Source organism: Amycolatopsis sp. NPDC026612, assembly GCF_040638285.1.
Lineage (GTDB): Bacteria > Actinomycetota > Actinomycetes > Mycobacteriales > Pseudonocardiaceae > Amycolatopsis.
Genome location: NZ_JBEZYB010000003.1, coordinates 120,498 through 142,215, shown reverse-complemented (window position 1 = coordinate 142,215; position 21,718 = coordinate 120,498). Strand labels below are relative to the sequence as shown.

Sequence of the window (21,718 nt, the reverse complement as noted above, 5' to 3'; positions counted from 1 at the left end):
GGGCGGGTGAAGCCCGACTGGACCGCGTCCGCGACCCGGCTCGCGGACGCCGAGTGGGTGCGGGCCCGCATCGGCGGCGCGGCGAAGCTGTACGGCTGCGCGCGGCCGGAGGTGCTCGGCACGATCTGGTGGTACTCGCTGTCGTCGGTGCTGGTCGGGCCGGCGGTCGAGGGCCTGGTGGCCGGGACTCCGGTGGACCCCTCCCTGGACGCCGTCGAACTCGACCTCGTCGCGGACGGGCGGTTCCTCGGCGCCCGGTCCACCCGTTCCCTCGACGGCGGGCTGCCCGAGCTGGGCGCCGCACTCACCGGCGCCCTCGGCACCGCGATCACGACCATCGCCGCCGTCAGCGGGGCCCGCGGGCGCGCACTCGGGGCGATCGCCACCGACTCCATCGCCAACCGGCTGCTGTGGACGCCGGATCCGGAGCGCGCGATGACCCTCGCCGAGCCGCTGGTGGCCGCGATCGACCTGGGCCTGCCGAAGCCGCGGTTCGTCCGCGTCGGCCGCACCCCCGCCGTACGCCGGGCTTCGTGCTGCCTGATCTACGAAGCCGGCAACCCCAAGTGCGTGAGCTGCCCGCGTCAGACGCCCGAAGAGCGCGAAGCCCGCCTTCGCGCTGCCCTGGGTTAGAGCACCGCCAGCTCCAACGCGGCCAGCCGGTCCGGGTCCGCGATGACGTCGATGCCCGTGATGCGGTCGCCCTCGACGCGGAACGCCAGGACGACGACCAGGCGCCCGTCGCGCACCATGAGCAGGCCGGGCACGCCGTCGACCAGGGCGAGTTCGCTCGCGCGGGCCCGTTCGGACGCCAGCACCGCGCCCCGGCGCACGCTCTCGACCCCGCGCAGCACGATCGGCGCCGGGGTGGGACCCGCGAACCGGTCGGCGTGCAGCACCACGTCCGGGTCGAGCAGCGCGAGCAGGGCTTCGAAGTCGCCACCGCGGGAGGCCGCCAGGAACGCTTCGACGACCTTGCGCCGCCGGGGCAGGTCCGCGTCCGGCGTAGTCCCGCCCTTGACCCGGCGGCGGGCGCGGCTCGCGAGCTGCCGGGTGGCGGCCGGGGTCTTGCCGATCACCGGCGCGATCTCGTCGAACGGCACCGCGAACATGTCGTGCAGCACGAACGCCACCCGCTCGGCCGGCCCCAGCGCGTCGAGGACCACCAGCAGCGCCAGCCCGACCGAGTCGGCCAGCTCCGCCTCCTGCCCCGGGTCGCGGCGGTCGTCGTCCGGCTCCGGCTGCCCGTCCAAGGGCTCCTCGCGGTGGTTGCGGCGGGTGCGCAGCAGGGACAGGCAGACGCGGGCGACCACGGTCGTCAGCCAGGCGGGGAGGTTCTCGATCTCGCCGGCGTCGGTGCGGTGCAACCGCAGCCACGCCTCCTGGACGGCGTCGTCGGCCTCGGCCGCCGAACCCAGCATCCGGTAGGCGACCGCCCGCAGCCGCGGCCGCTCCCGCTCGAACCGCTCCGTCAGCGCGTCCACCGTGTCCCGTTCCTTCCGCTCGCCGGTCGTAGCAGTAGACCCCGCGGCGGCCGGCGATGTGACCGGACCGGGAGTGACCTCGGTCATCCCGGCGGATCCGGCACGGCGGCGGCCGCCCGGCGCAGGGCCGCGGCCAGCAGCGCCGCCGGTTCCGGCACCGCTCCCGGCCGCCGCGCGAGGACCACGCGCCGCCGCTCCGACGGGCCGCCGCGCACCGTCACCACCCGGACCCCGGGCGGCACGGCCTCGGCCAGCGAAGCGGGCAACGTCGTCAGCCCGCAGCCGGCGGCGACCAGGTTCAGCTTGGCCAGCCAGTCGCGGGCGGTGTGGGCGATCTCGGGCCGCTCGTCCAGCCCCGGCCACACTCCCATCAGCGTCTCCTCCCCCGACGGCGGCCCGGCGATCCAGCGCTGCCCGCGCAGGTCCGCGACGTCGACCGGGCCGGCGCCGGCCAGCGGGTGGCCCGCCGGTACCGCGAGGCAGAGGCTGCGCTCGGCGAGCGTCTCCAGGCGCAATGCCGGTGTCTCGGCGTCCGGCGGCCGGAACGGCGGGACCGAGCCGAGCACGGCCAGGTCGACCGTGCCCGCGCGCAGCGCCCGGACGAGGACGGGGGTCGTGCCCTCCCGGGTGACGACGGTGACCGCGGGGTGCGTACGCCGCAGTTCGGCGACGGCGCGCGGCACCAGCACCGCACCCGCGCTGGGGAACCAGCCCAGCCGCACCGTCCCGGCGTCGGCGGGCAGCCCGGCCAGCTCGCGCCCGGCCGCGTCGATCTCGTCGAGCACCGCGATGGCCCGCCGCAGCACGATGGTCCCGGCGGCGGTGAGGCGGACGCCACCGGGCCGTCGCTCCAGCACGGGTGTCCGGGCCACCCGTTCGAGGGACGCGATCTGCCGCGACACCGCGGACTGCGTGTAGCCCAGTGCCGCCGCGGCCGCGGTGAGCGTGCCGCGCTCGGCGACCTCGCGGAACACGCGCAGGGCGACCAGGGAAACGTCACCGAAGTCCATGACGTTTACGCATACCATGGTTGCCAAATTCTCGCTTTTCGCATGGTGTCGGCGGGCTTAGCGTGCGGGTATGACACGCATCGCCCTGGTGACCGGAGCCAACCAGGGCCTCGGCTTCGCCCTCGCCCGCGGGCTCGCCGCCCGGCTCGCTCCGGAAGACCTCGTCCTGCTCACCGGCCGCGACGCCGGTCGGGTGGCCTCGGCTGCCTCCGCCGTCGCCGCGGATCCGGCGACGCGCAGCCGGGTCGAGGGCCGCGTCCTCGACGTCTCCGACGCCGCCGCTGTCGCCCGCTTCGCCGAGCCGGTCGACATCGTGCTCTCGAACGCCGTCGGCCCGCTCGATCCCGGCCGTCCGCAGGCCGAGCAGGCCGACGTCTTCCTCGACGTCGCGAACGGCGGCACCCACGCGGTGCTGCGGTCGTTCGGGCCGGCCCTGCGGCCGGGCGGGCGGCTGCTGGTCGTGGCCAGCTCGCTGGGCACCCTCGGCCACCTGCCCGAGCCGCTGCGCCCGCGGTTCGACGGCGTCTCCCTGGACGAAGTGGAGAAAGCGGTCGAAGACTGGCGCGCGGCGATCCACGGCGGCACGGCCGCCGAGCCGGGCTGGCCGGACTGGATCAACGTGCCGTCGAAGGTCGCCCAGGTCGCGGCGGTCCGCGCGGTGGCGGCCGAACGCCGAGACCGCGACCTCGCCGACGGGACTTTGGTGGCGGCGGTCTGCCCGGGACTGGTGGACACCCGGGCGTCACGGCCGTGGTTCAGCGACTTCAGCCAGGCGCAGACGCCGGACGAGGCGGCGCGGGCGGTACTGGACCTGGTGTTCGCCGACGTCGACCCGGCGACCTACGGCGAGCTGGTCCGGTTCGGACAGGTGCTGCCGTGGCGGGGTGGCAGCCCGGCTCGTCACGCGGGTCTGATCGGCTGACCGTCAGAGCACGCAGAACTCGTTGCCCTCCGGATCGGCCATCACGAGGTGGTCCGGACGGCCGTCCAGCTCGTCCTGGCGCAGGACCGTCGCGCCCGCGGCGGTGAGCCGGGCGACCGCCTCGACGACCCGCTCCCAGCGCGTCTCCCACGGCACCTCGCGGCCGCCACCGGCCTGGACGTCCAGGTGGAGGCGGTTCTTCGCGATCTTGCCTTCGGGCACCTTGAGGAAGCTCAATCCCGGCAGCACGCCTTCCGGATCGGTCAGGTACGCGCCGTCGTCCCATTCCGCCTCGGGCACGCCGTGCTCGGCGAACCACGTTTCCCAGCTCGCGAACCCCGCCGGGGGCGGGCGCTCGATGTAGCCGAGGGCCACCGCCCAGAACCTCGCCAGCACGCGGGGTTCCGCGCAGTCGATCGTCACGCTCCAGCGCACCGTCACGGACTGGAGCGTAACCGCGCCCACGCCCCGGGATGGCGTGTCATCCGGGGGATGATGCGGCTACCGTGAGCCCCGATGAGTGAACGCAGCTGGGGCTTCCGCACCCGCGCCCTGCACGCGGGCGGCACACCCGACCCGGCGACCGGGGCGCGGGCCGTGCCGATCTACCAGACCACGAGCTTCGTCTTCGAGGACGCCGCCGACGCCGCGAACCTGTTCGCGCTGCAGAAGTACGGGAACGTCTACAGCCGGATCGGGAATCCGACCGTCGCCGCGTTCGAGGAGCGGATCGCCAGCCTCGAAGGGGCCATCGGCGGCGTCGCCACCGCCAGCGGGCAGGCCGCGGAGTTCCTCACCTTCAGCGCGCTCACCGAAGCGGGCGACCACATCGTGTCGGCGAGCGGCCTCTACGGCGGCACCGTCACCCAGCTCACCGGCACGCTCCGGCGCTTCGGCGTCGAGACGAGCTTCGTCAGCGGGTGCATCGACGACTACGCCGCCGCCATCACCGACCGGACCCGGCTGCTCTACACCGAGGTGATCGGCAACCCCGGCGGCGGCATCGCCGACCTCGCCGCGCTCGCGGACCTCGCGCACGCCCACGACATCCCGCTGGTCGTCGACGCGACGCTCGCGACGCCGTACCTGTGCCGCCCGATCGAGCACGGCGCGGACATCGTGCTGCACTCGGCGACGAAGTTCCTCGGCGGTCACGGGACGACGCTCGGCGGGATCGTCGTCGAATCCGGGAAGTTCGACTGGGGCAACGGGAAGTTCCCGCGGATGACCGAGCCCGTCGACAGCTACGGCGGCCTCAGGTACTGGGAGAACTTCGGCGAGTACGCGTTCTGCACCCGGCTGCGTGCCGAGCAGCTGCGGGACATCGGCGCGGTCCTGTCGCCGCACTCGGCCTTCCTGCTGCTGCAAGGGGTCGAGACGCTGCCCCAGCGGATGGACTCGCACGTCGCCAACACCAAGGTGGTCGCCGAGTACCTCGAAGCGGACCCGCGCGTGGCCTGGGTGTCCTACGCCGGGCTGCCGTCGCACCCGCAGCACGCCCTGGCGCGGAAGTACCTCCCCGCCGGCCCGGGTGCGGTGTTCTCCTTCGGCATCGACGGCGGCCGGGCGGCCGGCGAGAAGTTCGTCGAATCGGTGGAACTGCTGTCGCACCTGGCGAACGTCGGGGACGCGCGGACGCTCGTCATCCACCCGGCGTCGACCACGCACGCGCAGCTGTCGGAAGAGCAGCTCGCGGCCGCCGGCGTCGGGCCGGACCTGATCCGGCTCTCGGTCGGGCTCGAGGACGTCGACGACATCCTCTGGGACCTCGACCAGGCACTGGCCAAGGCGGTGGCCGGATGACCCACAGCGTCCACCACGTCGGCGCCGTCGAGCGGCGCGCGATCCTGAAGCGGACGAAGTCGGTGACGCTGGTCGGCGCGTCGGCCAACCCGGCGCGGCCCAGCTACTTCGTCGCGACGTACCTGCTTTCGTCGACGCGCTACCAGGTGAACTTCGTCAACCCGCGCCTGGACACGCTCTTCGGGAGGCCGGTGTACGCCTCGCTCGAGGACGTCCCGGGCGAACCGGACCTGGTCAGCGTGTTCCGCAAGCACGACGACCTGCCCCAGGTCGCCGACGAGGTGATCGCCGCCGGCGCGCGGACGCTGTGGCTGCAGCTCGGGCTGTGGCACGAGCCGGTGGCCGACCGGGCCCGCGAGGCGGGGCTGGACGTCGTGATGAACCGGTGCGTGAAGATCGAGCACGCCCGCTTCGCCGGCGGCCTGCACCTGGCCGGGTTCAACACCGGCGTGATCAGCTCCCGGCGGCAGTCGGCGCCCTAAGCGTCACGGGAAGAGAACGGCCGTTCCCGCTGTTGGCGAAGTATGACTTGGGGGATCACGTTCTCCGGCGGCCCGACGGCCTCCGGCACCTCGGCGGCGGCCGGCTGCTCACCGACCCGACCTTCGGCCCGCCCCGGGGAGCACGCGGAGGCCTGGGGTCCGGTCGTGAGTGGTAAGGAGGGTTCTAACCCTCCTTACCACTCACGACCCAGGGGAGAGCGCAGGTCCGGCACAGCGCCGTGAGAGGCTGGCGGCATGGCCAAACCGACCCCGCTGCAGTTCCGGAACATCCTCGTCGCCCTCCTGGCGGCGGCGGGCTTCGTCTGGAGCATCGTGGCCGGCCTGCCCTGGTGGGTGAGCGCGATCGTCGGGTGCGCTTGCGTCCTGTCGCTGGCCTCGGCCTACCTCAACCGGCCGGATGCGAGCTAGCGCGTCTTCGCGAACCGCGCCTCGAGGTTCGCCCGGCCCGCTTCCGTGAGCCGGCCGAACAGCCTCAGCCGCGCCAGTCCGCCGTCCGGGTAGATGTCGAGGCGCGCCTCCGTCACCTCCGGGGCGTCCGGTAGCGCGAAGCGGTGGCGCGTGTCCGGCTGGAGGCGGGTCTTCGGCAGCAACGAAACCCACTCGCCGTACGTGTCGCGGCCGCTCACCGACGCCCAGCCCGGCGCGTTGCCCTTGAGGTTGCTCGTGTCCAGCTCCACGAACCGGACGATGCCCGCGCCCGCCAGGCGGAGCGTCACCCAGTCGTTGCCGTCGTCGCGGCGGCGGGCCGTCTCCCAGCCCTCCGCCTGGTGCGCCGCCAGCCCGGGCGACAGGATGTTGTTCGGCGACGAATAGAACCGGTTGCTGCACCCCGTCACGATCGCGCCGTTCTCCAGCGCCGCCAGGTCGAGGGCGTCCAGGTCGAGCAGCGCGGGGTCCGGGATCGGGGCGCCGTACACGCGCAGGCGCGCCACGCCGCCGTCCGGGTGCTGCGTCAACCGGACGTGCGTGTACCGCCGCGAACCGTTGACCGCGTAAAAGTTCTCCGTGTGCCCGGCCGCCGGGGCACAGTCGACCAGCGGGTCCCAGTCGGCCGCTGCCACCTCCGCAGCCGACGGGTAGCCCGGGAGCGACGTCGCCTCGACCGAGACGAACGGCGGGTAGTTGCCCTTGAAGAACGCCGTGTCGACGACGACGCCGGTGATCGTGCCGGCCAGGCCGAGCCGCACGATCGCCTGGTCGTCGCCCGGTTCGCGGTGGCGGCGGGTCTCCCAGCCGTCGTAGACCTGGCCCTTCGGCCCGAACGTCTCCGCGCGGTGCGCCGGCGCCCAGGGGTTGACCAGGTTCTCCTTCTCGGCGAACAGCTCGTCGGTCGCCCACATCACCGTGCCGCCGAAGCGGCGGGACGCGAGGTCGGGCAGTTCTGTCCACTCCGGACGGTCGGACAAGGCGGCCTCCATTTCAGCAGTTCCCCCGGGTCAGCAACGCGCCCCGCGGCTCGTCGCCGGTGATTTCGGTGCCCTGCAGCCACGTCGAGCGCACGACGCCGGCGAGCGGGCGCCGGTCGTACGCGCTGACCGGGTTGCGGTGCTTCAGTTTCGCGACGTCGACGACGAACGCCTCGTCCGGCGCGAACACGCAGAAGTCGGCGTCGTGACCGACCGCCAGCCGGCCCTTGCGGCGCATCCCGGCCTGCGCGGCCGGGCGCTCGGCCATCCATCCGGCGACGTCGGTGAGCGCGAACCCGCGCTGCCGCGCCTGCGTCCAGATCGCCGGCAGCCCCAGCTGCAGGCTGGAAATCCCGCCCCACGCTTCGCCGAAGTCGCCGCTGTCGAAGCGCTTCAGCTCCGGCGTGCACGGCGAATGGTCGCTGACGATCGTGTCGATGACGCCGTCGGCGAGCCCCTGCCAGAGCAGCTCCCGGTTGGCCGCTTCCCGGATCGGCGGGCAGCACTTGAACTGCGTCGCGCCGTCGCGGATTTCCTCGGCGACGAAACTGAGGTAGTGCGGGCAGGTTTCCGCCGTCAGGGCCACGCCGTCGCGACGCGCCGAAGCGATCAGCGGCAGAGCGTCCGAAGAGGACAGGTGCAGGATGTGCGCCCGCGCCGAGTGGCGGCGAGCGGCCTCGATCACGTGCGCAACGGCGAGGTTCTCCGCCTGCCGCGGCCGCGAATGGAGAAAGTCGACATAGCGACCGCCGTGCGGCTCGGGTGCCTCGTCGATCTCGTGGGCGTCTTCGGCGTGGACGATCATGAGCGCGTCGAAGGAACTCAGCTCCCGCAACGCTTCGTCGAGCCCGGCCGGGTCCAGGGGCGGAAACTCGTCGACGCCGGAGTGCAGCAGGAAGCACTTGAACCCGAACACCCCGGCGTCGTGCAGGCCCCGCAGATCGGCGGCGTTGCCGGGAATCGCGCCACCCCAGAAGCCGACGTCGACGTGGACCCGGCCGGCCGCGGCCTGGCGCTTCACCTCGAGGGCCGCGACGTCGACCGTCGGCGGCAGGCTGTTCAGCGGCATGTCCACGATCGTGGTCACCCCGCCCGCCGCGGCCGCGCGGGTCGCCGTTTCGAAGCCCTCCCACTCCGCGCGGCCGGGATCGTTGACGTGGACGTGCGTGTCGACCAGTCCCGGCAGCAGCACGACGTCGTCGCCGAGGTCGAGGACGCGATCCCCGCGCAGCCGGGCGCCGCCGGGTTCGAGCGCGACGATCCGCCCGCTCTCGACGCCGACGGTCGCCGGGACCTCGCCCTCGGGCGTCACGGCCCGGGCGGCGCGCACCACAAGATCCATCCGAGAACCCTTCGCCGGGAGAATGAGCACCGCCGATTTCACAGTACGGAAAGGCGGTTTCGCACAACGACAGTAACCACGGCGCGCGCCGCTCGTCAACGACGGACGTGACGCGTTACGGTCATTCTCGTGCGCCTTGAAGCGGAGTTCACCAGCGAACCGTTCCACGGCGAGGGGGCGCCCCCCGAACACGCCGTCGCCGCCCGCGACGCCGCCGCGGAAGCCGGGCTGGACACCGATTTCGGCCCGCTCGGCACCCTCGCCCGCGGCGAGGCGAACGAGTTGCTCGAAGCCCTTCCGGCGATTGCGAAGGCGGCTCTGGAGGGCGGCGCCACCCGGGTCACGCTGCAGCTGCGCCGCGCCGACGACCACGGGAGCGCACCCGTCGTCGAACTGAACGACGCGCTGGCCCGGCTCATCGCCGACGTCGAGCGCGAACTGGGCGCCAAGCTGGGCGAACTCGACCGCGCGGGCAAGCAGCGCGCCGTGCGGCTGCTGCGCGAACGCGGCGCCTTCGGCCTGCGGAAATCCGTCTCGTCGGTGGCCGACGCGCTCGGGGTCACGCGGTTCACCGTCTACAACTACCTCAACCGGGAAGCCGACTGACCAGCGCTTTCAACAAAATGTTGACGGAACTCCGGCACCGACGTACGGTCAGCTCGTGCTGCTCACCGAGTTCAACACCACCGACGCCGGCGTAGTACGTCCGCTGCTGACGGCCTGCCTCGCCGTCCCGCGCTGGGTCGACGCCGTGGTCGCCGGGCGCCCGTACGCCGATCTCGACGCCCTCAAAGCCGCCGCCGACCTGCCGCTGAGCAGCGACGAAATCCGGCAGGCGATGGCCGCGCACCCGCGGATCGGTGAAAAGCCCGCGGCGGGCTGGGCGCGGTCGGAACAGTCCGGTGTGGACAATGCGGACGCGTTCGCCGCCGCGAACGCCGAGTACGAAGCCAGGTTCGGCCACGTGTACCTGGTCTGCGCCAGCGGCCGCAGCGGAGAAGAACTGCTGAAGATCCTGCGCGAGCGGCTCGGCAACGACCCCGCGACCGAGCTGGCCGTCGCCGGCCGCGAGCTGCTCAAGATCGCCGAACTGCGGCTGGCCAAGGCGGTGACCGCGTGAGCCTCGTGACGACCCACGTCCTCGACACGGCGAAGGGCCGCCCCGCACCGGGGATCGCCGTCCGGTTCGAGACCGCCGACGGCAAGCCGATCGCCGAGGGCCGCACCGACGACGACGGCCGCGTCCGCGACCTCGGCCCCGAAACCCTGGAGCCGGGCGTCTACCGCCTGGTCTTCGACACCGGCGCCCACCTGGGCCCGGACGCCTTCTTCCCGGAGGTCGCCCTGACCTTCCGGATCACCGACGGCACCGCGCACCACCACGTGCCGCTCCTGCTCAGCCCGTTCGCCTATTCGACCTACCGAGGGAGCTGACCGTGGCCATCACCCTGGGCCCCAACCAGTACGGCAAGGCGGAAGTCCGCTTGGTGACGGTGCGCCGCGACGGCCCGGTGCACCACCTGAAGGACCTCACCGTGTCGACGTCGCTGCGCGGCGAGCTGGCTGCCACGCACCTGACCGGCGACAACGCCGGGGTGCTCGCGACCGACACGCAGAAGAACACCGTGTACGCCTTCGCGAAAGAGGCACCGGTCGGCGAGATCGAGGACTTCGGCCTGCGCCTGGCCCGGCACTTCACCGGCACGCAGGACAACATCACCGGCGCGCGGGTCAAGATCGACGAGCACGGCTGGGACCGGATCCCGGTCGGCGGCGAACCGCACGAACACGCGTTCAGCCGCAGCGGGGACGAGCGGCGCACCACCGCCGTCACGGTTCAGGACGGCCGCGCGTGGGTCGTGTCCGGCATCGACGGCCTCACGCTGCTCAAGTCGACCGGTTCGGAGTTCCACGGCTTCCCGCGCGACCAGTACACGACGCTGGCCGAAACCGGCGACCGGATCCTCGCCACCGCCGTCACGGCGAAGTGGCGCTACCAGGGCGAGGACGCCGACTGGGCGGAGAGCCACCGCGAGATCCGGCGGATCATGCTGGAGACGTTCGCCACGAAGCACAGTCTTTCGTTGCAGCAGACGCTGTACGCGATGGGCGAGGCCGTGCTGAAGGCCCGCGAAGAGGTCGCGGAGGTCCGGCTGTCGCTGCCGAACAAGCACCACTTCCTGGTGGACCTGAGCCCGTTCGGGCTGAAGAACGACAACGAGGTGTTCTACGCCGCGGACCGGCCGTACGGGCTGATCGAGGGCACCATCCTGCGCGACGACGCCGAGGACGCGGGTCCGGCCTGGGACCTCCACTGAATTTGATAGAACGCTCTATCATCGAGGGGTGGCAGGGACCAAGGAACGCATCATGGCCGCCGGCGCCGAGCTCTTCCGGCGCAACGGCTACGCCGGGACCGGCCTGAAGCAGATCGTCAGCGAGGCCAACGCGCCCTTCGGCTCGCTCTACCACTTCTTCCCCGGCGGCAAGGAGCAGCTCGGCGAAGAAGTCATCCGCACCTCGGGACTCGCCTACATCGCGCTGTTCGACCTCTTCATCGCACCGGCCGAAGACCTCGTGAGCGGCATCGAGGCCTTCTTCGCCGCCGGGGTCGCGACCCTCGAAGCCACCGATTACGTCGAGGGCTGCCCGATCGCGACCGTCGCCCTCGAGGTCGCCGCCACGAACGAGCCGCTCCGGAAGGCCACGGCCGACGTCTTCACCGCCTGGATCGACGCCGGCACCGAGAAGTTCGCCCGGTTCGGGCTCGGCCACCCGGCCGCCCGGACGCTGACGATCACCGCCGTCAACAACCTCGAAGGCGCGTTCGTCCTCTGCCGCTCGCTGCGCGACACCGAAGCCATGGCCGTCGCGGGAGCCGCGACCGTCGACGTGGCCCGGCGACTTCTCCAAGAGAACACACAACTTTAGTCGGTAGTCGAACACAAATCACCACCATGGCGCTTGACCCGCCCAGCACCCGACAGGATGCTGCTGCGCAGTGGTCTAGTCCTCCTGCCTCACACCGTCGTCCGGTTGGAGCCGCCATGCGCCGTGTCCTCGCCGTCCTCGCCACCGTCGTAGCCGCCGTCTCGATCACCGGCTCGCCCGCCCAGGCCCTCGAGAACGGCCTGGCGCGCACCCCGCCGATGGGGTGGAACACCTGGAACACCTTCGAGTGCACCATCGACGAGACCCTCGTCAAGCAGACCACCGACCTGATGGTCAGCTCCGGGATGCGCGACCGCGGCTACACCTACGTCAACCTCGACGACTGCTGGATGACCCGGTCCCGCGACGCGGACGGCAACCTGGTCGCCGATCCCGCGAAGTTCCCGGGCGGCCTCAAGGCGCTCGGCGACTACGTCCACGCCCGCGGCATGAAGTTCGGCATCTACGAGAGCGCGGGCACCGAAACCTGCCAGCACTACCCCGGCAGCCTCGGGCACGAGCGAGCCGACGCGAACCGCTTCGCGAGCTGGGGCGTCGACTACCTCAAGTACGACAACTGCGGCAGCTCCGGCAGCGACACCCAGCAGGACTACATCCGCCGCTACTCCGCGATGCGCGACGCGCTGAAGGCCACCGGCCGCCCGATCGCCTACAGCATCTGCGAGTGGGGGAACTTCGCGCCGTCGACCTGGGCGCCGGACGTGGGCAACCTGTGGCGCACCACCGGCGACATCACCAACAACTGGGGCAGCATCGACTCGATCTACCACCAGAACGCCGGGCTCGCGTCCGCCGCCAAGCCGGGCGCCTGGAACGACCCGGACATGCTCGAAGTCGGCGACGGCATGGACTTCCAGGAGGACCGCGCGCACTTCACGCTGTGGGCGGCGATGGCCGCACCGCTGATCGCGGGCGCCGACCTCCGCTCCGCGAGCGTCGCCACCTTCTCGACGTACCTCAACGGAGACGTCATCGCCGTCGACCAGGACCCGCTCGGCAAGCAGGCCAAGCGCATCGCGACCGGGGGCGGCTTGGACGTCCTGGCGAAACCCCTCGAGGACGGCGACGTCGCCGTGGTGCTGCTCAACGAGAACAGCAGCACGAAGACCGTTTCGACGACGGCGACCGCGGCCGGGCTGCCCGCCGCGCCGAGCTACCGGCTGACCAACCTGTGGTCGAAGGAGCTGACCACCAGCACCGGCACGATCAGCGCCAGTGTCCCGTCGCACAGCACCGTGATCTACCGCGTGCAGGCGGACGCGTCCGGCACCAGCATCGGGACGAGCCAGCCGGTTCAGGGGGCGTCCTCGGCCCGCTGCATCGACATCAACGGCACCGCCCCCACGCCCGGCCCCCAGGTCGACATCTGGGACTGCGACGGCGGCGGCAACCAGGCCTGGACGTTCACCAGTGCCGGTGAGCTCAAGGCGAACGGCCTCTGCCTCGACGCCAGTGGCGGCACCTCCGCGGCCGGGACCAAGCTCGTCGCCTGGACCTGCCACGGCGGCGGGAACCAGAAGTTCCGGCTCGAGGCCGACGGGTCCATCACGCAGGCCGGCCTGTGCGTCGACGTCACCGGCGGCGACAAGCCCGCCGGCAACGTCAACGGCACCCGGCTCGAACTGTGGAACTGCAACGACGACGCCAACCAGAACTGGGCCCTCAAGCGGTGATCAAGTGCCGGTGAGGTGTTCCGGCCGCACCGGGACGCGCGGGAGCGCCAGCCCGGTCGCGGCCCGGATCGCGGCCACGATCGCCGGGGTCGACGAGATCGTCGGCGGCTCGCCGACCCCGCGCAGCCCGTACGGCGCGTGCGGGTCGGGGCGTTCGAGGACGTCGATGGTCATCGGCGGCATGTCCAGCACGGTCGGGATCAGGTAGTCGGTGAAGGAGGGGTTCCGGATCTTCCCGCCGGAGGTCTGGATCTCCTCCATCACCGCGAGCCCGAGCCCCTGCGCCGAGCCGCCCTGGATCTGGCCCAGCACGGCCTGCGGGTTCAGCGCCTTGCCGACGTCCTGGGCGCAGTCCAGCGCGACCACCTTGACCAGGCCCAGTTCGGTGTCGACGTCGACGACCGCCCGGTGCGCGGCGAACGCGTACTGCACGTGCGCGGTGCCCTGCCCGGTTTCCGGATCGATCGGGGTGGTCGGCCGGTGCCGCCACTCCACGGTTTCGTCGTAGCTCTCGTCCCCGAGGACGTCCGCCAGGTCGGCGAGCACCTGGCCGTCGGCCGCGACGAGCTTGCCGCCGACGACCCGGACCCGCTGGTCGAACCCGGACAGCAGCCGGGCCCGCACCGCCGCGCACGCGGCCCGCACGGCGCCGCCGGTGACGTAGGTCTGGCGAGACGCCGACGTCGAGCCGCCGTTGCCGATGGAGGTGTCCATCGGCAGGACCGTCACCTGGTCGACGCCCAGCTCGGTCCGCACGATCTGCTGCATGATCGTCACCAGGCCCTGGCCGACCTCGCAGGCCGCGGTGTGCACGGTCGCGGCCGGCTCCCCGCCGACCAGCTGCAGGCGCACGCGGGCGGTCGAGTAGTCGTCGAAGCCTTCGGAGAAGCAGACGTTCTTGATCCCGACGGCGTACCCGACACCGCGGACGACGCCCTCGCCGTGCGTCGTGTTGGACACCCCGCCCGGCATGTGCCGCAGGTCGAACGGCCGTTCCGGCGGCATCGGCATGGCCCGCACGCGCTCGAGGAGCTCGGCGACCGGCGCTTCCGCGTCGACGACCTGGCCGGTCGGCATCAGGTCGCCCTCGCTCATCGCGTTGCGGACGCGGATCTCCACCGGGTCGAGGCCGCAGGCCGCCGCGAGCTTGTCCATCTGGGACTCGTAGCCGAACGCCGCCTGCACCGCGCCGAACCCGCGCATGGCACCGCACGGCGGGTTGTTGGTGTAGGTGCCCCAGCAGTCCACCGACACACTGTCCACTGTGTACGGACCGACGCCGAGCGTCCCGGCGTTCGCGACCACCGCCCCGGTCGAGGACGCGTACGCCCCGCCGTCGAGGAACAACCGCGTCTTCACGTACACGAGACGTCCGTCGCGGGAAGCGCCGTGCTCGTAGTACATCTTCGCCGGGTGGCGGTGGACGTGCCCGTAGAAGGATTCTTCGCGGTTGTAGACCATCTTCACCGGCTTGCCGGTGTGCAGCGCCAGCAGGCACGCGTGCACCTGCATCGACAGGTCTTCGCGGCCGCCGAACGCGCCGCCGACGCCGCCGAGGGTCAGCCGAACCTTTTCGATCGGGAGCCCCAGCGCGGCGACGATCTGCTGCTGGTCGACGTGCAGCCACTGCGTCGCCACGTACAGGTCGACGCCGCCTTCGGTGTCCGGCACGGCGAGCCCGGACTCCGGGCCGAGGAAGGCCTGGTCCTGCATGCCGACCTCGTAGACACCGGAGACGACGACGTCGGCCGTGACGTTCTGCGGGCCGCGGCGGATCTTCACGTGCCGCACGACGTTGCCGCCTTCGTGCAGCGAAGGGCCTTCGCCCGCAACGGCCGCTTCGGAGTCCGTCACCGGCTCCAGTTCCTCGTAGGAGACGACGATCCGTTTCATGGCGCGGCGCGCGGTCTCGGGGTGGTCGGCGGCGACCAGCGCCACCGGCTCGCCCTGGTAGCGCACGACGTCGGACGCGAGCACCGGCTGGTCGGTGTGCTCGAGGCCGTAGCGGTTGACTCCGGGGACGTCCTCGTGCGTCAGCACCGCGTGGACGCCGGGCACGGCCAGGGCTTCCGCGATGTCGATGCCGGTGATCCGGGCGTACGGGTGCGGGCTGCGCAGCGTCACGCCCCACACCATGTCCTCGTGCCAGAGATCCGAGGAGTAGGCGAACTCCCCGCGGACCTTGACGATGCCGTCGGGGCGCTGCGGCGACGTACCGACGCCGTTCGCGGTCGTCGTCGTGACGGACGTGGTGCTGGTCATCGGCCCTCCCGCAGGCGAGCGCTCGCGGCGGCCAGCTCACGGGCGATGGCGGCCTCGTCGGCTTCGCGCAGGGTGCCGTCCTCGACGACGGTCTTGCCGCCCACGAACAGCCGGCGCAGCGGCGGCGTGGTGCCGAGCACCAGCGCCGCGACCGGATCGGTGATGCCGGCGTAGTTCAGCCCGGTCAGATCCCAGACGGCCAGGTCGGCGAGCTTCCCGGGTTCCAGGGAGCCCAGGTCGTCCGCGCGGCCGAGGCAGCGGGCGCCGCCCATCGTGCCCATCCACAGCGCTTCCCGCGTGGTCAGCCCCCGCGGGCCGCCGCGCTGGCGCGCCTGCAGCAGCGCCTGGTGGAGCTCCTCCGCGAGACCGCCGGACTCGCTGGAGGCCGCCCCGTCGACACCGAGGCCGACCGCCACCCCCGCGTCCAGCAGGTCGCGGACCGGGGCGATGCCCGCCCCGAGGCGGCCGTTGGACGTCGGGCAGTGCGCCGAGCCGGTGCCGGTCGCCCCGAAGCGGCGGATCGCGTCGGGCGCGAGGTGGATGGTGTGGGCCAGCCAGACGTCGTCGGCGAGCCAGCCGAGCTTGTCGGCGTACTCGGCGGGCGTGCAGCCGACCTCGGCGAGGCACTGCTTCTCCTCGTCGACGGTCTCGGCGAGGTGGGTGTGCAGGCGGACGCCGGTGCGCCGCGCCAGCTCGGCCGCGCCGGACATCAGCCGCTCGGTGACCGAGAACGGTGAGCACGGGCCGACGGCGATCTGCAGGTGGGCGCCCGGCGAGTCGTCGTGGAAGCGGCCGATCGCCGCTTCGGTGCCGGTCAGCGCGTCCTCGGTCGTCTCGACGAGGTTGTCCGGCGGGAGGCCGCCGTCGGACTCGCCGCGGTCCATCGAGCCACGGACCACGTGCAGCCGGACGCCGATGCGCTGGCGGGCCGCGGCGAGTGCCGCGACCTGGTCGCCGCCGTCGCACGGGAAGACGTAGTGGTGGTCGGCGACGGTGGTGCAGCCGGTCAGCGCGAGCCGGGCCATCCCGGCGGTGCCGGCGGCGTGCGTGATCCCGTCGTCGAGGCGGCCCCAGACCGGGTAGAGCGCGACCAGCCACTCGAAGAGCGTGTGGTCGGCGGCCATGCCGCGGGTGGCCCACTGGTAGAGGTGGTGGTGGGTGTTGATCAGGCCGGGGGTGATCAGGCAGCCGTCGGCCTCGATGCGTTCGTCGAACTCGCCGGTGTACACGCCGTCGCCGACCTCGGCGATCCGGTCGTTCTCGAGCACGACGTGCCCGCTCGCGTACTCCTCGCCGGTGACGGTGGCGATCGCCGCGTTCGCGATGAGCGTCCTCACGCGACACCCCCCTTCGCCGCCGCGCGCACCGCGTCGAGGATCTTCTCGTAGCCGGTGCAGCGGCAGAGGTTGCCGGCCAGCGCTTCGCGGATCTCCTCGTCGGCCGGGTCGGGGACGCGGTTCAGCAGGTCGTGCGCGGCGACGACCAGGCCCGGTGTGCAGAAGCCGCACTGGACCGCGCCTGCGTCCACAAAGGACTGCTGGACGGGGTGCAGGGTGTCGCCGTCGGCCAGTCCCTCGACCGTGCGCACCCCGCGGCCCTCGGCCTGCCCGGCCGCGACCAGGCACGCGCACACCGGGACGTCGTCGAGGTAGACCGTGCACGACCCGCATTCACCCTGTTCGCAGGCGTTTTTCGAGCCGGGGAGGCCGAGCCGCTCGCGGAGCACGTAGAGCAGGCTTTCGCCTTCCCAGACGTCGTCCGCCTGCCGCGGCTCGCCGTTGATCGTCACATTCAGGCGCATGCGCGCTCCCCCGTCCGGTGTTCGTCCCAGGCCCAGGTCAACGTACGCCGGGCGAGTACCCCCAGCGCGTGCTTCCGATACGCGGCGCTGCCCCGGACGTCGTCGATCGGCGCGGCGGCCGCGGCGGCCAGGTCGCCGAACCGGCGTTTCAGGGAGTCCGGCAGCGGCTCGGCCGACGTCCACGGCAGCTCGGCGGCCAGGAAGTCTTCGGCTTCCCGGGCGCGGCGCGGGGTCGGGGCGGCCGACCCGATGGCCGCGCCCACCCGGCCGTCGCGCAGCGACAGCGCGAAGGAGCAGACCGCGATGACCATGGCGTTGCGCGTGCCGACCTTGGCGAACTGCTGCGGCCCGGCGTGGGCGGGCAGGTGGACGGCGGTGATCAGCTCGTCCGGCTCGAGGGCGTGCCGTTTCACGCCGACGTAGAACTCCTCCGCCCGGATCAGGCGGGTCCCCCGGACGGAGGCCACCTCGATCCGCGCGTCCAGGGCGAGCAGCACCGGGTGGGTGTCGCCGGCCGGCGAGGCGGCGCCGAGGTTGCCGCCGACCGTGCCGCGGTTGCGGATCTGCGGTGACCCGACCGTGCGCGAGGCCATGGCCAGTGCGGGGAGGGATTCACCCAGTTCGGTGATGACGCGGCTGTACGGGACGCCGGCGCCGAGCCGGACGGTTCCGTCCGTTGTGGACCACTCCGCCAGTTCGCCCACCCGGGTGAGGTCGAGCAGGGCTTCGGGACGCCGGTGGTCGAAGTTCAGCTCGACCATGACGTCGGTGCCGCCGGCGATCGGCACGGCGGCCGGCCGCTCGGCCTTGGCGGCCAGTGCCTCCGCGAGCGTCGCGGGACGCAGGAACTCCACTGCTGCTCCTTAGAGACGGTGCTCCGTCGTGAGGGCGATAGACCAGTAGACGACGGATCACGGCCGGGCGGCAACGGCAGCACGCATGAAACGCACAGGAGCGAACGCCGGGGCGGTTGTGCTTTCCTACAAGCCTGATGACGACCGTGAAAACTCTGCTGAACCTGCCGGGCCTGCGGCTGCGCCCCCGGGCCGGGAGCGATCTGCTCGACCGGCCGGTGACGCGCATCTACGTCACGGAGCTGTCCGACCCCGGACGGTACCTGTCGGCCGGTGAGCTGGTGCTTTCCGGCCTGCTCTGGTGGCGGGCACCGGGCGACGCCGAGTCGTTCGTGGCCGCGCTGGCCCGGTCGGGGGCGGCGGCGCTGGCCGCGTCCGGCGCCGACTCGGGTGGGATACCGGACGACGTGGTCGACGCCTGCGTCCGGCACCGGATCCCGCTGCTGGAAGTGCCCGCCGACCTGTCGTTCTCGGTGATCACCGAGCAGGTGGTGCTGGCGCTGGCGGCGGCGTCCGACAGTGCGCGCAAACGTTTGCAGGCCGCCGCGGAGGCGCCGGTCGAGACGCTGCTGGAGCGCGCTTCGGCGGAACTGGGGCTGCCGTGCTGGGTGGTGTCGGGGCTGGGCCGGCTGGTCGCCGGGACGGCACCGCTGCCGATGCCGGCCGTCGACGTCGTCCACCGGTACGCGGCGCGCGAGCCCGGGCCGCTGACGGTGGTCCCGGTCGAAGGACGGCACGCGGTGCCGTGGCTGCTCGCCGTCGCCGGGCCGCTGAGCACCGGGCAGGCCGAACTGGCCGAGGAGGTGGCGGGGCTCGTCGGGGTCACGCGGGCGCGGGCCCCGCGGCCCGAGCCGTCGTTGCCCGGCGAGGTGTGCGTCGTGGCGTTGCGGACCGAAGGCAGCGACGAGAGCCGGGACGTCCTGGGCGACCTGCTGCCCGGCGCGCGGCTGCTCGAGTCCACCGGGGACACGTCGTTCGCGGCGACCGCGCCGTCGCCGTCCACGGCCGGGCTGTCCGCTGTGGAACCCCTGCTCCGGGCGAAGCGGATCTTGTGCGGCATCAGCGATCCCGGGCCGCGGGAGGAGGCCGGGGAGAGCGCGCGGTACGCCTTGGAAGTGGCGGCGCGGCGCCCGGGCCGGGTGGCGGTCGTCCAGGCCGGCGAGGTGGACGTGCACCAGCTGCTGCTGGCCGGCGTCCCGGACGGGCTGCGCGCGGCGCTGCGCCGCCGGGTGCTCGGGCCGCTGCTGGCCTACGACGCCGAGCAGCACACGGAGCTGGTGCACACGGTCCGGGTGTTCCTCGAGTGCTCCGGCTCGCCGACGCGGGCGGCGAAGGCCCTGCACGTCCACGTCAACACGCTGCGCTACCGCATCGGCCGTGCGGGCGAGCTGCTCGGGGCGGACCTGACCGAGTTCACCGACCAGCTCGACGTCTACCTCGCCTTGCGCGCGGGCGAGCAGCCGGGAGGATGAGGGCGTGGACCCCGAAATCACGTCGGCCCGGCAGGCGGCGGACGACGCCCGCGTGCAGGCCTTCGGGCAGCTGCGGGGCGCGGCGGACCGGCTCGGCTACCTGCTGGGCCGGGCGCTGGAGCGTGACTGCGGGATCACGCAGCTGATGTACGAGGTGCTGCTGACCGTGGGCCGGACGGGCGAGGACGGGCTGACCATGCGCTCCATCGCCCAGGAACAGGTGCTCACGACCGGGGGCGCGACCCGGCTGGTCGACCGGATGGAAGCGCTCGGGCTGGTGACCCGCACGGCTTCCCCGGGCGACCGGCGGGGCCGGCTGGTGCGCTTGACCGCGCTCGGCGAAGAGACGACCGTGCGGGCCAGCCGGCTGCACGTGGAGAACGTCGAGCAGTTCTTCTTCCGGCCCCTGCCCGAGCAGCACCGGGAGCGGTTCACCGAAGACCTGCGGACCTTGAACCGGTTCGCCCGCGACGCGCTCCCGCGGCTGCGTTAGACCGCCAGCAGCGACGCCACCGCCAACCCGAGGAACGCCAGCGGGGCCACGCCGGTCGCGAACCGGCGCGCGCGGACGTGGGCGACGATCGCCCCGACGAAGAACAGCACGAGCCCGATCGCCGCGGCCACGCCGATCGGCTCGACCCCGAGCAGGCCGAGCAGCAGGCCGGCGGCCCCGGCGAGTTTCAGGGTGCCGAGCAGCGGCAGCCAGCCGGGCGGGACGTCCACGGCCGCCGAGGTGGCGAGCACGAACCGGGCCTTGACCAGGTCGGCGAGGCCCATGCCGGCGTTGAGGATGATCGTCGTGAGCAGGACGGCGGTGTGCATACCCTCTCGACGGGCCCGCCACCGGGAAGGTGACCGGGGTCAGGCCGCGACCGGCGTCACGCCGTCCAGGGTCTCCGCCAGCTTGGCCCGGTCCAGCTGACCTTCGGACTTCGCCACCACGAACGTCGCCACGCAGTTGCCGAGCAGGTTGACGAACACGCGCATCGAATCCATCAGGCGGTCCGCGCCCAGCAGCAGAGCCACCCCGGCCACCGGGAACGCGCCGATCGCCGCGGCCGTCGCCGACAGGGCGAGGAAGCTCGACCCCGGGACGCCCGCCATGCCCTTCGACGTCAGCATCAGGATCAGCACCGCCAGCAGCTGCTGCCCGAGCGACATCTCCACGCCGAACGCCTGCGCCAGGAACACCGTGCAGATCGACAGGTAGATGGTCGCGCCGTCGAGGTTGAACGAGTACCCGGTCGGCACGACCAGCCCGGTCGCCGCGCGCGAGCAGCCCGCGTCGGTCAGCTTGCCCATGATCCGCGGCAGCACCGACTCCGTCGACGCCGTGCCGAGCGCGAGCAGGAACTCTTCCCGCGCGTAGCGGAGGAACTTCCAGACCGAGACCCCGGCGTAGAAGCGGGAAATCGCGGCGAGGACCAGCGTGAAGAGCGCGGCCGCGCCGTAGCACGCGGCGATCAGCCGCGCGTATGTGCCGAGCGTGGACAGGCCGTACTGGCCGATGATGAACGCCATCGCGCCGAACGCGCCCAGTGGCGCGACCCGCATGATCCAGCCCATCACCTTGAAGATGACCTTCTGCACCTGGTCGACGAAGTCCAGGACGAGCGGCGCCCGCTCGCGCCCGATCGCGGCCAGCGCCAGCCCGAAGAAGACCGCGAACACCAGCACCTGCAGCAGCTGGTTCTGCGCGAACGCGTTCACCGCGCTGTCGGGGATGGTGTGCAGGAGGAAGTCCCCGATCGACGGCAGCTGCCCGCCCTTGGTCTGGGCGGCGACGGCGTTCGGGTCGAGGGTCGCCGGGTTGATGTCCAGGCCGGCGCCGGGCCGGAAGACGTTCGCCACGACCAGCCCGAACAGCAACGCGAACGTCGTGACGACTTCGAAGTAGACGATGGCTTTGAGGCCGATTCGTCCGACCGCTTTGAGGTCGCCCACCGCCGCGATCCCGGTCACCACGACGCAGAAGATCAGCGGGGCGATGATCATCTTGATCAGCCGGATGAACCCGTCGCCGACCGGCTTCAGCTGGGCGCCGAACCCCGGCCAGAGGTGCCCGACGAGCACCCCCGCGACCACGGCCACGAGCAGCTGCCCGAACGGGGACGTCCACCACCGCTTCTTGTTCTCCGCCATGGCGGGACCCTAGACGTCCGATGTTCCCACGGTGTTAAGCATTTTCGTGACCTATCCGACGGCCGGAAACACCGCTGGGGCAGACTCGGCGG

24 protein-coding genes are annotated in these 21,718 nt (G+C 72.4%); 13 read left to right on the top strand and 11 right to left on the bottom strand.

The genetic code is table 11. The features are described from left to right. The first annotated feature begins 6 nt into the window (after nt 1-6). Nucleotides 7-633, top strand: a complete 627-nt coding sequence (locus AB0F15_RS04595) for a (2Fe-2S)-binding protein (RefSeq protein WP_360265116.1) — start codon at nt 7-9, stop codon at nt 631-633. On the opposite strand, the gene AB0F15_RS04590 is transcribed toward AB0F15_RS04595, so the two are convergent. Together AB0F15_RS04590 and AB0F15_RS04585 are read right to left on the bottom strand one after the other, a co-directional pair. Next, nucleotides 630-1,484, bottom strand: coding sequence for a sigma-70 family RNA polymerase sigma factor (locus AB0F15_RS04590; RefSeq protein WP_360265113.1), 855 nt, complete (start codon nt 1,482-1,484; stop codon nt 630-632). The genes AB0F15_RS04595 and AB0F15_RS04590 overlap by 4 nt on opposite strands. An 83-nt stretch (nt 1,485-1,567) precedes the next feature. Next, entirely contained in the window at nt 1,568-2,494 is a 927-nt protein-coding gene (locus AB0F15_RS04585) for a LysR family transcriptional regulator (RefSeq protein ID WP_360265110.1), read from the bottom strand. Between the two features lie 70 nt (nt 2,495-2,564). Between AB0F15_RS04585 and AB0F15_RS04580 the strand changes: the two genes are divergently transcribed. After that, nucleotides 2,565-3,416 (top strand): SDR family NAD(P)-dependent oxidoreductase, encoded by an 852-nt coding sequence (locus tag AB0F15_RS04580; RefSeq protein ID WP_360265107.1) that lies wholly within the window; start codon nt 2,565-2,567, stop codon nt 3,414-3,416. A 3-nt stretch (nt 3,417-3,419) separates the two neighbouring features. On the opposite strand, the gene AB0F15_RS04575 is transcribed toward AB0F15_RS04580, so the two are convergent. Then, nucleotides 3,420-3,857 (bottom strand): VOC family protein, encoded by a 438-nt coding sequence (locus AB0F15_RS04575; protein ID WP_360265104.1) that lies wholly within the window; start codon nt 3,855-3,857, stop codon nt 3,420-3,422. 75 nt (nt 3,858-3,932) lie between these two features. On the opposite strand from AB0F15_RS04575, the gene AB0F15_RS04570 reads away from it, so the two are divergent. The 3 genes from AB0F15_RS04570 to AB0F15_RS04560 all read left to right on the top strand — a co-directional run bounded on the left by AB0F15_RS04570 (nt 3,933) and on the right by AB0F15_RS04560 (nt 6,130). Further along, entirely contained in the window at nt 3,933-5,219 is a 1,287-nt protein-coding gene (locus AB0F15_RS04570) for an O-acetylhomoserine aminocarboxypropyltransferase/cysteine synthase family protein (RefSeq protein WP_360265101.1), read from the top strand. Beyond that, nucleotides 5,216-5,701 carry a CoA-binding protein gene (locus AB0F15_RS04565; protein WP_360265098.1) on the top strand — a complete coding sequence of 162 codons (486 nt, stop codon included), beginning with the start codon at nt 5,216-5,218 and terminating at the stop codon, nt 5,699-5,701. Before AB0F15_RS04570 ends, AB0F15_RS04565 begins: the two co-directional genes overlap by 4 nt. A gap of 255 nt (nt 5,702-5,956) precedes the next feature. Beyond that, a complete protein-coding gene (locus tag AB0F15_RS04560; RefSeq protein WP_360265096.1) occupies nt 5,957-6,130 on the top strand; it encodes a hypothetical protein in 174 nt (57 codons plus the stop codon). Here the strand turns inward: AB0F15_RS04560 and alc are convergent. Together alc and allB are read right to left on the bottom strand one after the other, a co-directional pair. Continuing rightward, nucleotides 6,127-7,140 (bottom strand): allantoicase, encoded by a 1,014-nt coding sequence (gene alc / locus AB0F15_RS04555; protein ID WP_360265093.1) that lies wholly within the window; start codon nt 7,138-7,140, stop codon nt 6,127-6,129. The genes AB0F15_RS04560 and alc overlap by 4 nt on opposite strands. Before the next feature lies 1 nt (nt 7,141). Continuing rightward, nucleotides 7,142-8,470 carry an allantoinase AllB gene (gene allB / locus AB0F15_RS04550; protein ID WP_360265090.1) on the bottom strand — a complete coding sequence of 443 codons (1,329 nt, stop codon included), beginning with the start codon at nt 8,468-8,470 and terminating at the stop codon, nt 7,142-7,144. A 129-nt stretch (nt 8,471-8,599) separates the two neighbouring features. Here allB and AB0F15_RS04545 point away from each other — a divergent pair, with 129 nt between their 5' ends. The 6 genes from AB0F15_RS04545 (at nt 8,600) to AB0F15_RS04520 (ending at nt 13,095) form a co-directional block, all read left to right on the top strand. After that, nucleotides 8,600-9,076, top strand: coding sequence for a helix-turn-helix domain-containing protein (locus tag AB0F15_RS04545; protein ID WP_360265087.1), 477 nt, complete (start codon nt 8,600-8,602; stop codon nt 9,074-9,076). A gap of 55 nt (nt 9,077-9,131) precedes the next feature. Beyond that, a complete protein-coding gene (uraD, locus tag AB0F15_RS04540; RefSeq protein WP_360265084.1) occupies nt 9,132-9,590 on the top strand; it encodes a 2-oxo-4-hydroxy-4-carboxy-5-ureidoimidazoline decarboxylase in 459 nt (152 codons plus the stop codon). Beyond that, complete coding sequence (gene uraH / locus AB0F15_RS04535) at nt 9,587-9,904, top strand: hydroxyisourate hydrolase (RefSeq protein ID WP_360265081.1); 318 nt, start codon at nt 9,587-9,589, stop codon at nt 9,902-9,904. The genes uraD and uraH overlap by 4 nt, the downstream gene beginning before the upstream one ends. A gap of 2 nt (nt 9,905-9,906) precedes the next feature. Next, complete coding sequence (gene pucL / locus AB0F15_RS04530) at nt 9,907-10,788, top strand: factor-independent urate hydroxylase (RefSeq protein WP_360265078.1); 882 nt, start codon at nt 9,907-9,909, stop codon at nt 10,786-10,788. Nucleotides 10,789-10,840: 52 nt separating this feature from the next. After that, on the top strand, nt 10,841-11,401 hold the full coding sequence (locus tag AB0F15_RS04525; RefSeq protein ID WP_360265584.1) for a TetR/AcrR family transcriptional regulator: 561 nt from the start codon (nt 10,841-10,843) through the stop codon (nt 11,399-11,401). 116 nt (nt 11,402-11,517) lie between these two features. Then, the gene (locus AB0F15_RS04520) at nt 11,518-13,095 is read left to right on the top strand and encodes a ricin-type beta-trefoil lectin domain protein (RefSeq protein WP_360265075.1); all 1,578 of its coding nucleotides are present in this window, start codon (nt 11,518-11,520) and stop codon (nt 13,093-13,095) included. On the opposite strand, the gene pucD is transcribed toward AB0F15_RS04520, so the two are convergent. Genes pucD through AB0F15_RS04500 form a run of 4 tightly spaced genes read right to left on the bottom strand, consistent with a single transcriptional unit; the run spans nt 13,096 to nt 18,012 of the window. Then, a complete protein-coding gene (gene pucD, locus AB0F15_RS04515) occupies nt 13,096-15,357 on the bottom strand; it encodes a xanthine dehydrogenase subunit D (RefSeq protein ID WP_360265072.1) in 2,262 nt (753 codons plus the stop codon). Next, nucleotides 15,354-16,694 carry an 8-oxoguanine deaminase gene (locus AB0F15_RS04510; protein ID WP_360265069.1) on the bottom strand — a complete coding sequence of 447 codons (1,341 nt, stop codon included), beginning with the start codon at nt 16,692-16,694 and terminating at the stop codon, nt 15,354-15,356. Before AB0F15_RS04510 ends, pucD begins: the two co-directional genes overlap by 4 nt. Next, nucleotides 16,691-17,158: a (2Fe-2S)-binding protein gene (locus AB0F15_RS04505; RefSeq protein WP_360265066.1), complete on the bottom strand. Its 468-nt coding sequence runs from the start codon at nt 17,156-17,158 to the stop codon at nt 16,691-16,693. The genes AB0F15_RS04510 and AB0F15_RS04505 overlap by 4 nt, the downstream gene beginning before the upstream one ends. Next, entirely contained in the window at nt 17,149-18,012 is an 864-nt protein-coding gene (locus AB0F15_RS04500) for an FAD binding domain-containing protein (protein ID WP_360265063.1), read from the bottom strand. The genes AB0F15_RS04505 and AB0F15_RS04500 overlap by 10 nt, the downstream gene beginning before the upstream one ends. A gap of 137 nt (nt 18,013-18,149) precedes the next feature. Here AB0F15_RS04500 and AB0F15_RS04495 point away from each other — a divergent pair, with 137 nt between their 5' ends. Beyond that, on the top strand, nt 18,150-19,484 hold the full coding sequence (locus AB0F15_RS04495; RefSeq protein WP_360265060.1) for a PucR family transcriptional regulator ligand-binding domain-containing protein: 1,335 nt from the start codon (nt 18,150-18,152) through the stop codon (nt 19,482-19,484). Nucleotides 19,485-19,488: 4 nt separating this feature from the next. Then, entirely contained in the window at nt 19,489-19,977 is a 489-nt protein-coding gene (locus tag AB0F15_RS04490) for a MarR family transcriptional regulator (RefSeq protein ID WP_360265058.1), read from the top strand. On the opposite strand, the gene AB0F15_RS04485 is transcribed toward AB0F15_RS04490, so the two are convergent. Together AB0F15_RS04485 and dctA are read right to left on the bottom strand one after the other, a co-directional pair. Continuing rightward, a complete protein-coding gene (locus tag AB0F15_RS04485) occupies nt 19,974-20,306 on the bottom strand; it encodes a DoxX family protein (RefSeq protein WP_360265055.1) in 333 nt (110 codons plus the stop codon). The genes AB0F15_RS04490 and AB0F15_RS04485 overlap by 4 nt on opposite strands. A gap of 39 nt (nt 20,307-20,345) precedes the next feature. Further along, entirely contained in the window at nt 20,346-21,626 is a 1,281-nt protein-coding gene (dctA, locus tag AB0F15_RS04480; RefSeq protein WP_360265052.1) for a C4-dicarboxylate transporter DctA, read from the bottom strand. Between the last annotated feature and the right edge of the window lie 92 nt (nt 21,627-21,718).

Excerpts from the sequence above, each read along its gene's own strand:
- AB0F15_RS04585 (WP_360265110.1), bottom strand. The coding sequence starts at position 2,494 with ATGGACTTCGGTGACGTTTCCCTGGTCGCCCTGCGCGTGTTCCGCGAG.
- AB0F15_RS04580 (WP_360265107.1), top strand. The coding sequence starts at position 2,565 with ATGACACGCATCGCCCTGGTGACCGGAGCCAACCAGGGCCTCGGCTTC.
- AB0F15_RS04570 (WP_360265101.1), top strand. The coding sequence starts at position 3,933 with ATGAGTGAACGCAGCTGGGGCTTCCGCACCCGCGCCCTGCACGCGGGC.
- AB0F15_RS04565 (WP_360265098.1), top strand. The coding sequence starts at position 5,216 with ATGACCCACAGCGTCCACCACGTCGGCGCCGTCGAGCGGCGCGCGATC.
- AB0F15_RS04560 (WP_360265096.1), top strand. The coding sequence starts at position 5,957 with ATGGCCAAACCGACCCCGCTGCAGTTCCGGAACATCCTCGTCGCCCTC.
- alc (WP_360265093.1), bottom strand. The coding sequence starts at position 7,140 with ATGGAGGCCGCCTTGTCCGACCGTCCGGAGTGGACAGAACTGCCCGAC.
- allB (WP_360265090.1), bottom strand. The coding sequence starts at position 8,470 with ATGGATCTTGTGGTGCGCGCCGCCCGGGCCGTGACGCCCGAGGGCGAG.
- AB0F15_RS04525 (WP_360265584.1), top strand. The coding sequence starts at position 10,841 with ATGGCCGCCGGCGCCGAGCTCTTCCGGCGCAACGGCTACGCCGGGACC.
- AB0F15_RS04520 (WP_360265075.1), top strand. The coding sequence starts at position 11,518 with ATGCGCCGTGTCCTCGCCGTCCTCGCCACCGTCGTAGCCGCCGTCTCG.
- pucD (WP_360265072.1), bottom strand. The coding sequence starts at position 15,357 with ATGACCAGCACCACGTCCGTCACGACGACGACCGCGAACGGCGTCGGT.
- AB0F15_RS04505 (WP_360265066.1), bottom strand. The coding sequence starts at position 17,158 with ATGCGCCTGAATGTGACGATCAACGGCGAGCCGCGGCAGGCGGACGAC.
- AB0F15_RS04495 (WP_360265060.1), top strand. The coding sequence starts at position 18,150 with ATGACGACCGTGAAAACTCTGCTGAACCTGCCGGGCCTGCGGCTGCGC.
- AB0F15_RS04485 (WP_360265055.1), bottom strand. The coding sequence starts at position 20,306 with ATGCACACCGCCGTCCTGCTCACGACGATCATCCTCAACGCCGGCATG.
- dctA (WP_360265052.1), bottom strand. The coding sequence starts at position 21,626 with ATGGCGGAGAACAAGAAGCGGTGGTGGACGTCCCCGTTCGGGCAGCTG.